Raw genomic sequence first — 15,036 nt, forward strand, 5'->3', positions numbered from 1 at the left:
TTCTCCGTTCGAGCTGCCTGCGCTGACGACAACGCAGGGTTGGTCGACTTGGCTGCTCTGTCCACGATGGATGGCGACCTCGCTCTTCGGTTCGACCGCGAGCCGGACTACTTCGCGCTGAACCGCCTCGCCGGCTCGGACTGGCGGGTGGGGGTGGTCGACGGCGACAACGGACCGCTCGGATGCCTCGCAGTCGCATGCCGGGACGCGTACGTCGACGGTTCACCCTGCTCGATCGCGTACGTGGGCGATCTCAAGGTGCATCCGTCGTTTCGGCGGCAGGGCGTCGCCCGCGCGCTTGGGCAGTGGGCGTACGCGACCGCCCAAGATCTGGCCGGGCCGGCCGCGCCGATGATGTCGACGGTGCTGGCCGGCAACGAAGCGGCTGCGAACCTGGCGCTGGGCTTCCTGCCGGGCGTGACCCGCTCGGCCACGATCCGGTCGGCCAGCGTCGACCTGCTGACCCGCCATCGTCCCCGCCGAGCCGATCGCGCGCTGGGCCTCGACGTACGCCTCGCCGAACCGGCCGACGAACCGGAGATGCTCCAGCTCTGGCGTCGGTCAGCCATACGCCGACAGTTCGCGCCCGTCCTCACGGGGTTCTCACTCCAGGAGCCCGGGCTGGATTACCAGCTGGCCCGGAGGCCCGGTGGTGCGTTGGCCGGGTTCGTCGGGCTGTGGGACCAGCACGACATCAAGCAGATGCGCGTCATGGGCTACTCCGCCCGGCTGGCCGCGGTCCGGGTCGCCTTCAACCTGGCCGCTCCCCTCTTCGGCGCGCCCCGGCTGCCGAGACCGGGCGGCGCACTGAGCTATCGCACCGCAGTCCACGTGTGCGCACTCGATTCGGCGACGCTCCACGCCCTGCTGCGGTACGCCTGCGAACACCTGCACGGCCGGTACTCGTTCCTCACCGTCGGCCTCGACATCCGGGACCCGCTTGCCCGGGCGTTGACCGGGCTACGCGCTCAGCCGGCGGACGTCGATGTGCTTGTCCTGAATGGACCATCCGATCGCAGCGCACCTGTCCATTTCGAAATCGCGACCGTCTGACCCGGCGCCACCCCCGCCCGTCCGCGGCAGCATCCGCCTGCACCCACCGCAATGGGCGTCACCTGAGCTGCGTCCGCGCGTGCGGGTGGCACCCGCGCATGATCGAGTACCCGTGGTCAGCGCCGAAATCGCTGACCACGGGCACTGGATCGAGAGCTTCAGAGGAGCAGCCTGCTGGGTCACGCGAGCAAGTCGCGCATGAACTCCGTCTTCGCGCTGGTGTAACCGCGCCGGTCGGCGGCGTACCGGACGGCGAGCTCGCGTTTGAGGGCGCTGTAGCGGGCGACCGCCGCCGGATCGGCGCGGAGACGATCGCGTACGGCGAGATAGCGGGACCACTGCGGATCGTCAGCGGCGACCACGTGGAGGTGGACGACGCGTACCCACGCCTCGGATTCGGCGACGAAGACCTGACCGCCGTCCGGCCCGGCGTCGCCTCGGTAGATGTATCCGGCTTCGGTCAGCACATCGCGGACCGAGGCGAAGGGCACGCCGGGTGCTTGCCGGACCGCAAGGTCGATCACCGGCTTGGCGGCGAGCCCCGGCACCGAAGTCGACCCGATGTGCTCGACCCCGGCGGCCAGCCCATCCAGCAACGCCGCCACCTCGGCCGCGTACTCGGAGCCGACGAGCAGCCATGACGGGTCGTGGTCGACGACGGTCACGACTCCGTAGCGCAAACCGAGCTGGGCCATTCCGTGACTCTACGGGTCCAGGGCACGAGCTGGAGCAGTCCGAACGTGACCTCGACCGCGAGGAATCCCCAGAGGATCCCGCTGACCCCGTGCCCGAGTGCGTACGCGAGCCAGGCGGAGAACAGAACGCGGGCGAATCCGTCGAAGAGCCCATGGATCGGCAGCGGCCGGAGGATCCGCAGCAGCGCCCAGATCACCACGACCGAGCCCATCAGGGTGGCGTACAGGGATTGCAGCGGGTCGAGGGGCGGGAAGCCGCCGAGGCCGAGCGCCGTTCCCGCCTCCGACAAGGTGTCGTGCAGCAGCGCGTAGGTCCACGGGGTGGCGAATCCGGCCGTCACGATCAGGTCGTACCAGGCGCTCACCCGGACGACCCGTGAGTAGTTCATGGTCATGATCGGGACGGTAAACCCTGGAGTACGCTCCAAGGTCAAGCAAGCAAGGTCAAGTCAGGGAGGAACATGCGCATCGGGGAACTCGCCGAACGGGCCGGGCTGACCACGGACACCGTCCGGTTCTACGAGAAGGTCGGCCTGCTCACGAGCAGCCGGTCGGGCAACGGCTATCGCGACTTCCCGCCGGAGGCCCTGCCCTGGCTTGACTACGTGCGCACGGCGCAGCGCCTCGGATTCTCGCTGGCCGAGATCGTGCGGACCGGCGAGCGGCTCAAGGACGCTCCCGACAGCGCCGCCGCCCTCTCCGCGTTGTTCGCCGAGAAGATCGAGGTCATCGACGCCCGGCTGGCCGAACTCGCGCAGCTGCGGGCCGACCTCGCCGATCGGGTCGGCACGGAGTGCCCGCTGCGGGGCGGTCAAGCGTCGGTGTAGCCGATCTTCTGCAGGTCGTACCAAGTCTTGTACAGGCCGCCCCGGGCGATCAGCTCGGCGTGCGTACCCTGGTCGACGAGGCGGCCCTCGTGGAGCACGAAGATGACGTCGGCGTGGCGTACGTTGGCGAGGCGGTGGGTGATCAGCACGGTGGTCTTCGTGCCGTGCCGGGCGCGTACGGAGGCGAACAAGGCGGCTTCGGCTCGTGCGTCGAGCGCCGACGACGGCTCGTCCATGATCAGCAGATCTGCGTCCTTGAAGAAGCCCCGGGCGGCGGCCAGACGCTGCCATTGCCCACCCGACAAATCCTGGCCACCTTCGAAACTGCGATCGAGCAAGGTCGCGTACCCGTGCGGCAGGCCGAGGATCATGTCGTGGGCGACGGCGGCCCGGGCGGCCGACTCGACCGGGTCCCGGCCACCGTCCAAGGTCAGGTCGCCGAGCCGGATGTTGATCTCCGCCGTGAACGGCCACTTCCAATGGTCCTGCGTCACCGCGCCGAACGCCGCCCGGACGGCGCCCGCATCGAGGTCCGGCAGCCGGTGCTCGTCCCACCAGACGGTGCCCCGATTCGGCGTACGCAGTCCAGTGAGGACGGCGGCGAGGGTGGTCTTGCCCGAGCCGTTCTCCCCCACGAACGCCACCGTCTGTCCAGCGTGGATCGTCAGGCTCACGCCGTCGACGGCCGGACTGTCGCGATCGTCGTATGTCAGGCTCACATCGTCCAGCCGCAGGGTGCGGAACGGTTGCGGCACAACCGGTTCAACCGGTGCGTCGGGGGTCAGCCCCCGCGCTCGCGTCAGGAACTCCTCCAAGTCTCGCAGGTGACGGCCATCGGCGTACAACTCATTGATGTAAATAGTGGCGACGTGCAAGCTGCCGCGCGCCGATTGGAGGGCGACCACGGCGGTGGCCGCGGCGGCGAGCGGGAGATGCCCGGTGACCAGGAGGCCCGCGAGCAGGCCGTATACCCCGGCGTTGCAGACGCCGGTGATGATCGCGCCGACGGTCGTCGTGGCCGTGACGGCCCGCGCGAGCCGCAGTTGAGCCGCGGTCTCGGCGTCCATGACCAGGTCGTATTGACGCAGGAGAAAGTCTCGCAGGTGATAAGCGCGCAGCTCGGCGGCGGACCCGCGCCGCGCCATCAGCTCCGTGAGTATCCACACTCGACGGCGGCGGATCGAGCCGAGCAGATACTCGCGGTAGCGCTGCCCGCCCGCGCGCAACGCCGCCCACGCCTCCGGCACGCTCGCGGCCAGCAGCGCGACCGGCAGCAGCGGATGCAGGATCGCCAGCGCGGCGCCCGCGGCGATCACCCCGATCACGCCCGCCATCAGGTTGATCGCGTGCCGGACCACATTCCACACCGCGTCCACGCCTCGCCCGCTGCCGCGTTCCAGCTCGTCCGTGAAACCTTCACTGTCGTACGCAGAAAGGGGAACCGCGGTCGTCGCCTCGAAGAGGGAGCGCTCGGCCTGCTGACGCAACCGGGGTTCGAGGCGGGTCTGGGTCCACCCGGAGGCGATGCCGAGCCCGCCCCGGACGGCGGTGAGAGCGACCAGCGTGATCAGCGCGGGGAGAGCGGCTTCGATCCGTTCGACCGTCGGCCCTTGGGCGAGCACCGCGATCAGGACTCGTTGGGTGGTCAGCAGGCCGAGCGTCGCCATGACGCCGGCGGTGACCGTGATGGCGATGGTGGCGATCGTGCCGGCCCGGTCGGCGGCGATCGCCCGGCGGAACGCGGTTCCGATCAGGCGCGGAAGCGCCTTGGCCACGCCGGAGATCCCGGCGTCCACCCGGGCCTGGAGACCGACTTCCCACCAGGCGCTGCGCAACTTCGGTATGTCGCTCACTCGCATCATCGTCGCGGCGTGAGCGCGATTCACGAAGACTCTTACGCGCTTTACGTCAGCGGCTTTGCGTAGCAGTGGGTCCAGAGCTGGCCGACATACTTTCCGTAGCGGGGAATCTCGGCGTATCCGCTGCTCTGGTATAGGGCCATCGCCTCGGGCTGCAGATTGCCGGTGGTGAGCCGGATCGTCTGATAGCCACGCAGCCGGCCCTCGTCTTCCAAAGCCTTCAGCAGCGCCCGAGCCAGCCCGCGTCCCCGGTACGCCGGGCTGACGAACATCCGTTTCACCTCGCCGGTGACGTCGTCGGCCTGTTGCAGCGCCGCACAAGCCACCCCCTCGCCGTCGACCACCGCAACGAGGTAGGTCGCGTTCGGCTGGACATGTGACCGGCCCTCGGCTCCGTACCGGCTGACCAGTTCGGCGAAGGCCGCACCGAGCAGTGCGTCAAGCTCGGGGTCACCGAGTTCGCGCTGCTCAACGCGATTTTCGCTCACCGCCGGCCCCCGGGCTCCCAGCCATACACCTCGATGTCGGCGTACCGGTCGGCGGTCAGGATGCCGCGCGCTGCCTCGTCATCCGGCGCGCGCAGCAACGCCGCCGTCCCGAGCCAAGCCGTGCCGTCGTCCGACAACAGCGGCCCGTACGCGATCAGCCCGTCCTGGTCGGGTGCGACCAGATCGGCCGGCTCTCCTTCGCCCAGCCCCACGACCAGGTAGCGGTTGGTCTCCTCACGCAGGCCCGGGAACTCCCACATCGTCCGCCCGAGCACATTGCGCCACCGCCGCAGGAGCACGTCCCGGTACGCCCCAGCCTGGTAGTTCGGCTCCTCGAACGCGAACCGGCGGGCCGCCGCGGCATCCGGCAGGTCGACGATGTGCACGCTGCCCAGCAGGACCTCGCCGTCCACCGAGAACGCCGGCCCGCGCGCGATCAGCTCCGCCTCGAACCCGTCCATGTACGCCCAGTGCGCCTCGATCAGCGCATCCCGCAGCGGGAGGGAGCCGGGCCGATCGCGGTGGAAGCAGAAGAACTCCATGGCGATCATCCTGCGCTAGCCCGCCACCCGTTTGCCCACCAGGGTGGCCGGTTCTTGATCCACATCCCGTTCCGTGTCGAATTCGGGCGCGATTTTGACGCAGATCGGGATGTGGATCAAGCGGCGCGAGTGTTCCAGGAGCCGAGCGCCGGCCGACCGTGCTCAGTCGTCAGAATGCTGATCGTCGCGGTATGCGGATGGGCGAACAGCTCACCGGACTGCGGCGGCAGGCCGAGCCAGCGAGCGGCGAGTACGCGTTGGAGGTGACCGTGCAGAACCAGCACGACGTCACCTTCCACGAGGCGTGGCCGGACGCGGTCGAGGACTGCGTCCACCCGCGCGGAGACCTCCTGAATGAATTCGCCGCCCAGCACGCCGTCGCGCCACAGGTCCCAGCCCGGCCGATCCGCCCTGATCTCGTCCTCGGTGAGGCCTTCGTAGCCGCCGTAGTCCCACTCCCATAGATCTCCATCAGTACGCGCATCGCCCAGCCCGATCAACTCCGCGCTCTGGACTGCGCGTACGGCCGGACTGGTGAACGCGGCGATGACCGGCCGGGCCGCGATCACCGGGGCGAGACGGCGTACAGCCGCCCGGCCCGCTTCGGTCATCGGGATGTCGGTGCGCCCGGCGTACTGGCCGGTGCGACTCCACTCGGTCTCGCCGTGCCGGACCAGGATCAACTCACTCACGGCGGAAAGGTACCAAGGCCCGGCGACCCGGCTTGAACAGCGTGGCGATGGTGCCGACGACCAGACCGAGGGTCAGCGCCGTGGCCTGCATGACGGCGGCGATCAGGTCACCGGCTGCGACGCCGGTCTGGCCGCCTTCCAAAGTGGTGAGCCCGCGCAGCGCCACCGCGCCGACGGTCAGCGCGAAGAACCCGCCGAGGATCAGCACGATGCGCGGCGGCGTACGCGGTCGCCATTCGAGGATGCCGGCCGCGGCGGACAGCACCACCCCGGCGATGAAGATCCCGGCAATGTGATCGGTCAGCGCGGTCGCCACGAGCTGCGTACCCCAGGCGAGGTAGACCAGCAGGAGCATCCAGCCGAAGTCGCGGGGGCGGGCGGTGAACGTCAAGACCAAGCCGAGCGTGAACGGGATCCACGACGCCGCCACGACCCAGAACGGCAGGCCGTCCGGCACCGTACGCTCCGACAGGCTCCCCGCGCCGGCCTGCGTGACCTCGGCGGCGATGATCAGGCCGACGGCCAGTTCGACGAGGGTGAAGACGGCCTGGGCCAGCCGGACCGCACCCGGGGTGAACTGCCCGACGGCGAGTTCGGCCGCCGCCGCGCAGAGATAATCCCCGGGGATGAGCACGAACAGCGCCGGGATCATCGCCAGCACCGGCCCGCCGGGAGCGTTCGCCGCGTCCAGGAGTCCGAACGCGACGACGCCGACGGCGAGCGGGCCGATGATCGGCAGGACGACCTCCAGCCGGCGGAAGCGCCCGGCGAGCATGAAGAGCACGCCCATGACCAGTCCGAGCAGCGCACTGGAGCCGACCTCCCGCCAGGTCGCCTGCACGCTCGGGGCGAAGCCCACGGCGAACAGGGTGACGCCGACCATCTTCGCCCAGTCGGGGAACGGCGCCCGGCTGGTCTCCAGCCGCAATAGCGCCTCGTTCGCTTCGGCCAGGCTCAATCGGCCCTCGGTTATCGAGCCCACCAGGAACTTCGACCGTGCCACGAGATCGAGCCGCGCCAGCTGGGGCACGGCGCGTACGGTCGCGACGGATTCCCGGCCGTCCGGGTGCGCCACCGTGATGACTGCCGCCTCGGCGATGAGCAGCACGTCGGCTCGGACCCCGAATGACGTGCCGACCCTCCGCACCACGTCGCGTACGTCGAATGCGCCCTCCGCACTGTTCCGCAGGTAGAACCGGGTCAGCCGCCGCAGGAACCGGTCGACGTCCGCCGACTCGTCGCTCACCTGTCCGCGGCCTCGATCATGAGCCCACGATAGCGGGTGATTTGGGACTCTGACCGACATTTCGCGGCGACCCGCAGCGCCAAACCCGTTGCCCTCGACCGTGATCCTCCACTACGGTCAGTCGTCCGGCGAGGGAAGTCGGACGCGGGGAGGACCACGATGACGAAGCTGAACCAGATCATCGCGCTGGAGAAGGGCGTCAAGGCGACTGCCGAGACGACCCTGACGAAGGCGTACCACGAGGCGCAGAAGCCGGACCTGTTCGCCGGCCTCATCCGCACCTATGAGCCGCTGGAGGAGGACGGCTACGTCCTGCCGTCCGAGTCGAAGAAGGTCACCGCGAAGGTGCCCCTGCTCGTCTCGGAGATCCAGACGGCGGTGGAGCGGCTGATCGACCTCACGCTGACCAAGGACACCGCGAACGCGGGCGCGAAGGCCGACGTGAAGGTGGGCGACACCGTCCTGGCGCGCGACGTCCCGGTCACGACGCTGTTGTGGCTGGAGAAGCAGCTGACGAACCTGCGGACCTTCATCTCGAAGCTGCCGGTTACCGACGTCGCCGACGACTGGACGTGGGACTCCGACAACCAGGTCTTCCGATCGGCCACGGTGAAGACGATGCGTTCGCGCAAGTCCGAGGACTTCATCGTCGTCGTGCCGCCGACCGACAAGCACCCGGCGCACGTCGAGAAGGTGACCAAGGACGTGCCCGAGGGCACCTGGTCGACCACGAAGCTGTCCGGCGCGGTCTCGCCGTCGCAGCGCGACACCTGGCTGGCCCAGGTCACTGCGGTGACCGAGGCGGTCAAGACCGCGCGCGAGCAGGCGAACCTGGCCGAGGTGGTGGACGCCAAGATGGGCAAGGCGATCCTCGACTTCGTCTTCACCGAGAACCGCGCCTGACACGCGTACCCAGACTCCCGGCCTCGGCCGGGTGAGCACAAGATGAGATTGAGGCTGGAGTTCAGACTGGCGCAAGCCGGCAAGAGTGCAGGTTCGAGTCCTGCCCGGGACACTCGGGTCCCGGTAGCCCAATCGGCAGAGGCGACCGGCGGCACCACAGACTCTTGCTCCAAGCTCAAGCACCGTCCGGCCAGTTCGCATCGACCAGCGCCAGGCAGTGGATTCGCAGACCCCAGTTCGAATCTGGGCGGGACCTCTCGTGGTCTCGTGGAGTAGCGGCAACTCGGCAGCCGACAGGAATGACCTGGAGCTTTAAATGTGGCGGCGAGTGCCGGCACCACGTGATAGCGCAGTAGTAGCGCATCGGACTCTTAATCCGACGGACGCCGGTGCGAATCCGGCTCACGTATCAGAGGGCCACCCCAGGGTAGGGGTGGCCCTCGCCTAATTCGGCGCGCCGATCACGTCGCCGGCGACGGTACGCGTACGTCGGTCAGCAGGAGACTCCGCCCCTCTCGCCAGAAGAACCCGTGCAGCCAGAACGTGAGCCGGGTCGCCTTGACCTTCGCGTCCCGCACGACGAACACCACTTTGAGCCGCTGGCCGTAGGGCAGGCCGCTGTCGCCGGTGCTTCCGCCGAACGGAACGTCCTCCAAGGTCTCCGCACTGGCCTGATCCTTGATCAGGTAGGTCATCCCACCCGTGCTGGACTTGGTCGTACGCGTGACGTAGGCGGTGATCGTGATCGACGGGAACGTCTCGCTCATCCATTTGCTCGTCGTACGCCGAGTCGACACGACTTCGAAGCGGATCCCGTAGCCCTCGGCGGCCCAGGGAGCCGACCCGGATGCGGCTACCGTGATGGGTTCGCTCTTGCCGCAGACGTTCGGCAGCAGGTTCTCGCATACCGCTGGAACGCCCCGTTGGACGGCGAAGGTCAAGCCGACCCCGCCGATGCCGACCAAAAGCATGACGACCACGACCCAAGCCACCGAGACGTATCGAATCCGTTTCGGCCCGGGCACCGGCGAGCCCGGTTGGGCGACCGGCCCTTCGCCCTTGGGCAGCACCGTCAGCAGGATGGCGACGACAGTGCTGACCCCGACCAATGCCAGCACGAGCGGGATCGGATCGAGCTTGTCGTGAGTCAGGACGGTGATGGCGATGCCACCGCCGTTGCTCAGGATCTCCGCGATCGCGGTGAGGACGACAGCGATCAGAGCGCGCTTGCGGCGCACGGCGGATCGAGTCATCGCACGGTGCTGATCGGGATTGTCCACAGTGCCGGATGGTAGATCACTGCGCGGTGGCGATCAGTCAGACATGCGACGCGCGGTCGCCCAGAAGAGCGACGATGTTCACCAGGGTCGGCGGGCGCACGACCACCCGGGTCACCTCGGACGCACCCAGCGTTGTGCGTACTCGCTCGGAGGAAAGAGCGAGCTCCTGAAGGCGCGACTCGCTGATGTCGGCGGGCACCGACAGCTTGTCGCGGATCTTGCCGTTGACCTGGACCACACACGTGGCGGACGCCGTGACCAGCAGCGCGGGATCGGCGGCCGGCCAAGGCTGCGTGCAGACCGACGGCGCGTGGCCGAGCCGCTCCCACATCTCCTCCGCGGTGAAGGGCGCGAAGCAGGACAGCATCACGGCGAGCGCCTCGACGCCCTCGCGGGTGACCGGGTCGTCGGCTGAAGCCTTGCGCAGCAACGTCGTCAGCTCCATGAGCCGCGCAATGGCCACATTGAACCGGCGAGCATCCATTGCAGACGTCGTCTCCGCCATCAAGCGGTGTACGCCGCGCCGCAGCTCCTCATCGGAATCCCCTGTGGACCGCGTGACCGATCCGGAGAGCCGCCAGACTCGGGTGAGCCACTTGACGGCGCCGGCCGGCGAGACGTCCGCCCAGTCGATGTCGTCCTCGGGCGGCCCGGCGAACAGCATCGTGACCCGTACGGCGTCGGGACCGTAGTTCGCGATCTGCTCCTGAAGATTGACGAGATTGCCCAGCGTCTTGCTCATCGCCTTGCCGTTCATGATGACCTGACCTTGGTTCGTCAGGCGCGTGAACGGCTCGTCGAACGGCAGCAGACCCAGGTCGTGCAGCGCCTTGGTGAGCCAGCGGGCATACATGAGGTGCCCGGTCGCGTGCTCACGCCCGCCGATGTATTCGTCGACCGGCAGCCACTGTGCCACACCGGCCGGGTCGAAGGGCCCGTCCGCGTACGCCGGATTCGGGTAGCGCAGGAAGTACCACGACGAGTCCACGAAGGTGTCCATCGTGTCGGTGTCTCGCATAGCCGCGCCACCACACTTCGGACAGTCCACATTCACCCAGGCCGTCGCGCTCGCCAGCGGTGACCTGCCGTCGGCCGGGCGTAGCTCGTATCCGTTGTCCGGCAATGTGACCGGCAGTTGTTCGTACGGCACCGGCACCAGGCCGCATCGATCACAGTGGACGATCGGGATCGGCGTTCCCCAGTAGCGTTGCCGCGAAATCAGCCAGTCGCGCCAGCGATAGGTCACCGCCCGTTCGGCGCCGATCCGCTCGACGATCGCGTTCCTGGCCTCGGCGGACGGCAGCCCGGTGAACTCCGCCGAGTCCACCAGTCGCCCCTCCCCCTCGGCCGCGACCTCCGTGTCACGCGGATCAGGTTCACCAGTGTCGATCACCAACCGGATCGGCAGCGCGTGGACCAGCGCGAAGTCCAGGTCTCGCTGATCGTGTGCGGGCACCGCCATGATCGCGCCGGTGCCGTACTGCGCCAGCACATATTCGGCCGCGTACACCGGCAGGCGCTCGCCCGTCGCCGGATGGATCGCGTATCGGCCCAGGAAGACGCCGGTCTTCGGCCGGTCCGCCGCCAGCCGCTCCAGCTCGGTCGCGGTCGCGGCCTGCTTCCGGTAAGCCTCGAACGCCGCTCGCTGCCCGTCGCTCACGAGCTCCGCGGCGAGCGGCGCGTCGACCGCCACCACCAGGAAGGTCGCGCCGAACAGCGTGTCCGGCCGCGTCGTGAACACACGCACCGCGTCTTCCCGGCCTTCGATCTCGAACAAGAGGTACGCACCAACGGAGCGACCGATCCAGTTACGTTGCATCGCCAGGATCTCGTTCGGCCAGTGCCCCGCCAACCGGCTCATGTCGTCGAGCATCCGCTGGGCGTACCCGGTGGTGTGGAAGAACCACTGCGTGAGCGGACGCTGGACGACCACCGCGCCGCACCGCTCGCATCGCCCGCCGATCACCTGCTCGTTGGCCAGCACGGTCTGGTCGTTCGGGCACCAGTTGACCGCCGCCTGTTTCCGGTACGCGAGCCCGGCCTCGAACAGCCGCAGGAACAGCCACTGGTTCCACCGGTAGTACTCCGGGTCGGAGGTGTGCAGCCGCGTACGCCAGTCGAACGAAACGCCGAGTCGCCGGAACGAGCGGGCCTGCGTCTCGATGTTGGAGTACGTCCAGTCGCGGGGATCGAGATCGCGCTTGCGGGCGGCGTTCTCGGCCGGCAGACCGAAGGAGTCCCAGCCGATCCCGTTGAGCACGTTCTGCCCCCGCATCCGCAGGTAGCGGGCGATCGCGTCGCTGATCGAATACACCTCGGCATGGCCCATGTGCAGGTCGCCCGACGGATACGGGAACATGCTCACGACATAGGACCGCGGGGAGTCGTCGTCACGCGCCTCATAGGTCCGCAGCTCGTCCCAGACCGCAATCCACTTGCCGACCACCGCGTTCGGGTCGTACGCCGCTGCACCGCTGTCCATCGCCATCCAGCTCAGTCTGGCATCGGCCTGCTACAACGTGCACATGATTTCGCGTACGCGGATCGTCACCTTCGCGCTCGCCGGTGCGATCCTGTTCTCGCTGGCGAGCGGGGTCGCGATCGCCTGGTTCGACGCTCACGACCCGGATGGCGTCACGGTTGTCGTCCTCGTCTTCGGCTCCTACGGGCTGGTGTTGCTGGCCGCCCTCGCAGGGATCGTCGCCAACATCGCCTTCCTGGCGTCACCCCGGTTTCATCGGCATCCGCGGTTCACGGTGCGCCGCGGTGCGTTCTGGGTCCCGCCGGTGGCCGACATGCGGCTCAACGGCCTCATGGGCGTCCTCTTCGCCGGACCGCTCTTGGGGACCATGTGGAACTCCCTCGACGACTACGGCCTAGCCATCGCGTACGCCGTGTTCGCAATCCTGCTCGGTGCGGCGACCGTGGCCATCGGTCCGGGGCCGACGTTCGAACTGCGGCCGACCGGCATCTACTGGAACGCGCGGATCTTCTACCGCTTCATCTCTTGGGAGGCGCTCGCCCCAGGCGGACCGAATCGCCCCAGGCTCTCGGACACGCGGCTCACCTTGATCACGACCCGGCCGGAGCTGGTCCGGCAACGGGGAGTGCGGCTGGGCAGCGGAACCCCGGAGCGGCCGATCCTCCCGCTGTCGATGAATGTCCACCCGGTGTTCCTGGCCGACGCCATCCACTGGTACGCCGACCACCCCGCCGACCGGGCCGCGATCGGGACTGCTGCCGAGTACGACCGGCTGCTCGCCGCACTCGGCGTCCGGCCGGCTCCGGCCACCGTCTGACCGTTCGGTGGCTCCGGCCTTATTTGTCGGGTGACTTCACGGGTGCCATCACGACAGCGCCCGTTGCAGCTGCGCCTTCGTCATCGTCGAGCGGCCCTTGATGTTGCGGTCCTTGGCCTCGTTGTACAGCTGAGCCTTCGTCCGGCCCTTCGGACCGCCGTGCGACCGCTTGCCGCCGCGCTCGCCCGAGGACATGTCGCTGAGCGACAGCTTGCTGGCCGTCTTCGACTCGCCATGACGGGCGCGTTCCTTGTTGACCGTACGCGCAGCCATCTCCTCCGCGCGGTCGGCGGACATCCCGCGCTTCTTCGCGCTGGACTTGATGTGCTCGTACTGCCGTTCACGCTTCGGGCTCGATCCAGCAGGCATCAGATTCTCCTTCCGTGATCGCGCCGCCGCGGATCATGCGGTGGCGGTCTGCCTCACGCTGTCGCCGACTGCAACGCCAGTGGATCCGCGGGCGCCTTGGGCTTCGCGGCGAGCATCTGCTCGCCCAGCTCGGCGAGGCGGTTGCGGCCGAGGGCCTTGCGCACCTCGGGGAACCACTCCTGCTCTTCCTCCTCGACGTGATGCTCGACGTTCTCGATCAGCACCGTGACCTTCGCGTCGAACGTCTCGTCGGCAGGGTCCAGCTTGGCCAGCTCCGACAGCAGCCAGGCGACGACGTGGTGTTCCTCGACCGACTCCAGCACGTGCTCGTCGTTGTCGGGAACCTCGGCGCGCGCCGCCGGATAGAAGATCGTTTCCTCAATGAAGGCGTGTGTCGTCAGCTCATGGATGATCTTGTCGACCAGCGTCCGCTTCTGCCCAGGGGAGGCCTCCTCGTGAGTCCGCTCGAACTCCCGGAACAGCCGCTTGACCGCCTTGTGGTCCTCTTTCAGAAGTACGATCCCGTCCACGCGCGCTCCTCGTCTCACCAGGCCGGATCCACTCACCCCGCCTGACTAGGTGATGCCCAGGCCCACACCGGCTCAAACACCCGGGCATCCGGCCTTCGTTGCAGCCCGGGCTCGTGGGCCAACACGTCTGGGTTCTCTTGCGGGCACTCAGAGGCCATGTCGAGTGAGGAAGTCACGAACGGCCGCGTTGAACCGCTCCGGGTGCTCGAGGTTGGGAAGGTGTGCGGCGTCGGGAAAGTCCACTCGCTCGACGCCGGTGACTCCGCCCGTGAGCAGATCGGCGGAAGCCCGGGTGCCGCTGGTGTCATGCGCACCGATGACGACGAGCGCCGGGCAGGTGATCTCGTGGAGGCGATCGGCTGCCGGACGAGCCAGCGGCAGCGCCGTCGGCTCTGGTTCGTTCCTGGTCTCGATCGCGTAGATCATCCGCCGGACGTGCTCGCGTACTGCCCGAGGCACGCGCCCTTCGGGCTGCAGGGGGCCATCGGCCCACACATGCGTCTCGAGGTCGACGAGCGCGTCCCAGTCCTTCGCTCGCCAGAGCGCCTCAATCCGATCGAAGACCGCGGTCTGCTCGGCAGGCCCTTCGTGCGATGAGCCGCTGACACCACCGCAAACCCAGACCAACCCGGCGACCCGGCCCGGCTCCTCCAGCGTGAAGTCGAGGCTTTGCTGACCGCCGCGTGAGCAGCCGACGACCACCGCCTGCCGCAAATCCAGGTGGTCGAGCACGGCTCGAAGGTCGTCGACGGGTGAGAATTCGACCGCTTCGGTTCTCGACCGCCCGAAACCCCGGCTGTCGAAACAAACCACCGTATGGTCCCGCGCGAACTCGCCGACCTGTGACTCCCACATGGTCAGGTCCGCGACTCCCGCGTGCACGAAGACGATCGGCGGACCATGGCCGGTCCGTTCGAAATACAGTGCCCCATCGGGCACGGGTACATAACCGCTGTCCATCTGACGAGCCTAAACGATCTTCCGAGTACGCGACGCTCGTCTGGATCTCGCTCCCCCGTCTCACCCGCTAAGGCGTCCTAGGAGACTATCTGATGTGGACGAGTCAAGGGGTTGATCGTTTCTCGGCATCTTGTGTGCCGGTTGGCTTCTCCCCCGGTTAGCGGTCCGACAGGCGTTCTAAAATTTGGGTCATGGGCACGGGGGTGTTGGCGCAGGCAGAGGCGGATGTCGCCGAGCTTGCTGCCGGTCCCCTGTGGACGTTGTCCGACGCGGAGATCACCGATGAGGTACGC

Annotated in this window: 16 protein-coding genes and 1 tRNA gene; 5 read left to right on the forward strand and 12 right to left on the reverse strand. The window is 68.2% G+C overall.

All coding sequences use genetic code 11. The annotated features are described in order from the left end of the window. Positions 1–48: 48 nt before the first annotated feature. On the forward strand, positions 49–1,053 hold the full coding sequence (locus tag HOV77_RS26675; protein WP_290866317.1) for a GNAT family N-acetyltransferase: 1,005 nt from the start codon (positions 49–51) through the stop codon (positions 1,051–1,053). Between the two features lie 179 nt (positions 1,054–1,232). Here HOV77_RS26675 and HOV77_RS26680 read toward each other — a convergent pair whose 3' ends face one another. Further along, the gene (locus tag HOV77_RS26680; RefSeq protein WP_290866319.1) at positions 1,233–1,748 is read right to left on the reverse strand and encodes a GrpB family protein; all 516 of its coding nucleotides are present in this window, start codon (positions 1,746–1,748) and stop codon (positions 1,233–1,235) included. Further along, positions 1,715–2,143: a hypothetical protein gene (locus HOV77_RS26685; RefSeq protein ID WP_290866321.1), complete on the reverse strand. Its 429-nt coding sequence runs from the start codon at positions 2,141–2,143 to the stop codon at positions 1,715–1,717. Before HOV77_RS26685 ends, HOV77_RS26680 begins: the two co-directional genes overlap by 34 nt. A 66-nt stretch (positions 2,144–2,209) precedes the next feature. Here HOV77_RS26685 and HOV77_RS26690 point away from each other — a divergent pair, with 66 nt between their 5' ends. After that, positions 2,210–2,575, forward strand: a complete 366-nt coding sequence (locus HOV77_RS26690) for a MerR family transcriptional regulator (RefSeq protein WP_290866323.1) — start codon at positions 2,210–2,212, stop codon at positions 2,573–2,575. Here the strand turns inward: HOV77_RS26690 and HOV77_RS26695 are convergent. The 5 genes from HOV77_RS26695 to HOV77_RS26715 all read right to left on the reverse strand — a co-directional run bounded on the left by HOV77_RS26695 (position 2,560) and on the right by HOV77_RS26715 (position 7,402). Beyond that, positions 2,560–4,428 (reverse strand): ABC transporter ATP-binding protein, encoded by a 1,869-nt coding sequence (locus tag HOV77_RS26695; protein WP_290866325.1) that lies wholly within the window; start codon positions 4,426–4,428, stop codon positions 2,560–2,562. The two genes, HOV77_RS26690 and HOV77_RS26695, sit on opposite strands and share 16 nt — an antisense overlap. 50 nt (positions 4,429–4,478) lie before the next feature. Next, a complete protein-coding gene (locus tag HOV77_RS26700; RefSeq protein ID WP_290866327.1) occupies positions 4,479–4,922 on the reverse strand; it encodes a GNAT family N-acetyltransferase in 444 nt (147 codons plus the stop codon). Beyond that, on the reverse strand, positions 4,919–5,464 hold the full coding sequence (locus HOV77_RS26705; RefSeq protein ID WP_290866329.1) for a YciI family protein: 546 nt from the start codon (positions 5,462–5,464) through the stop codon (positions 4,919–4,921). Before HOV77_RS26705 ends, HOV77_RS26700 begins: the two co-directional genes overlap by 4 nt. Positions 5,465–5,580: 116 nt before the next feature. Further along, positions 5,581–6,156: a histidine phosphatase family protein gene (locus HOV77_RS26710; protein ID WP_290866331.1), complete on the reverse strand. Its 576-nt coding sequence runs from the start codon at positions 6,154–6,156 to the stop codon at positions 5,581–5,583. Next, positions 6,149–7,402: a threonine/serine exporter family protein gene (locus HOV77_RS26715; RefSeq protein ID WP_290866333.1), complete on the reverse strand. Its 1,254-nt coding sequence runs from the start codon at positions 7,400–7,402 to the stop codon at positions 6,149–6,151. Before HOV77_RS26715 ends, HOV77_RS26710 begins: the two co-directional genes overlap by 8 nt. A 159-nt stretch (positions 7,403–7,561) precedes the next feature. Between HOV77_RS26715 and HOV77_RS26720 the strand changes: the two genes are divergently transcribed. After that, positions 7,562–8,305: a hypothetical protein gene (locus tag HOV77_RS26720; protein ID WP_290866335.1), complete on the forward strand. Its 744-nt coding sequence runs from the start codon at positions 7,562–7,564 to the stop codon at positions 8,303–8,305. A gap of 338 nt (positions 8,306–8,643) precedes the next feature. Continuing rightward, positions 8,644–8,715: transfer RNA gene (locus tag HOV77_RS26725), tRNA-Lys, on the forward strand. Between the two features lie 51 nt (positions 8,716–8,766). On the opposite strand, the gene HOV77_RS26730 is transcribed toward HOV77_RS26725, so the two are convergent. Then, complete coding sequence (locus tag HOV77_RS26730) at positions 8,767–9,585, reverse strand: hypothetical protein (RefSeq protein WP_290866337.1); 819 nt, start codon at positions 9,583–9,585, stop codon at positions 8,767–8,769. A 37-nt stretch (positions 9,586–9,622) separates the two neighbouring features. Further along, positions 9,623–12,073: a leucine--tRNA ligase gene (leuS, locus tag HOV77_RS26735; RefSeq protein WP_290866339.1), complete on the reverse strand. Its 2,451-nt coding sequence runs from the start codon at positions 12,071–12,073 to the stop codon at positions 9,623–9,625. 37 nt (positions 12,074–12,110) lie between these two features. Between leuS and HOV77_RS26740 the strand changes: the two genes are divergently transcribed. After that, the gene (locus tag HOV77_RS26740) at positions 12,111–12,884 is read left to right on the forward strand and encodes a hypothetical protein (protein ID WP_290866341.1); all 774 of its coding nucleotides are present in this window, start codon (positions 12,111–12,113) and stop codon (positions 12,882–12,884) included. 48 nt (positions 12,885–12,932) lie between these two features. Here the strand turns inward: HOV77_RS26740 and HOV77_RS26745 are convergent, their stop codons facing one another. The 3 genes from HOV77_RS26745 to HOV77_RS26755 form a co-directional block, all read right to left on the reverse strand. After that, a complete protein-coding gene (locus tag HOV77_RS26745) occupies positions 12,933–13,253 on the reverse strand; it encodes a plasmid stabilization protein (RefSeq protein WP_290866343.1) in 321 nt (106 codons plus the stop codon). Positions 13,254–13,306: 53 nt separating this feature from the next. Continuing rightward, a complete protein-coding gene (locus HOV77_RS26750; protein WP_290866345.1) occupies positions 13,307–13,783 on the reverse strand; it encodes a hemerythrin domain-containing protein in 477 nt (158 codons plus the stop codon). A 147-nt stretch (positions 13,784–13,930) separates the two neighbouring features. After that, positions 13,931–14,743: an alpha/beta hydrolase gene (locus HOV77_RS26755; protein ID WP_290866347.1), complete on the reverse strand. Its 813-nt coding sequence runs from the start codon at positions 14,741–14,743 to the stop codon at positions 13,931–13,933. Between the last annotated feature and the right edge of the window lie 293 nt (positions 14,744–15,036).

The organism is Hamadaea sp., from assembly GCF_013362815.1.
GTDB lineage: Bacteria > Actinomycetota > Actinomycetes > Mycobacteriales > Micromonosporaceae > Hamadaea.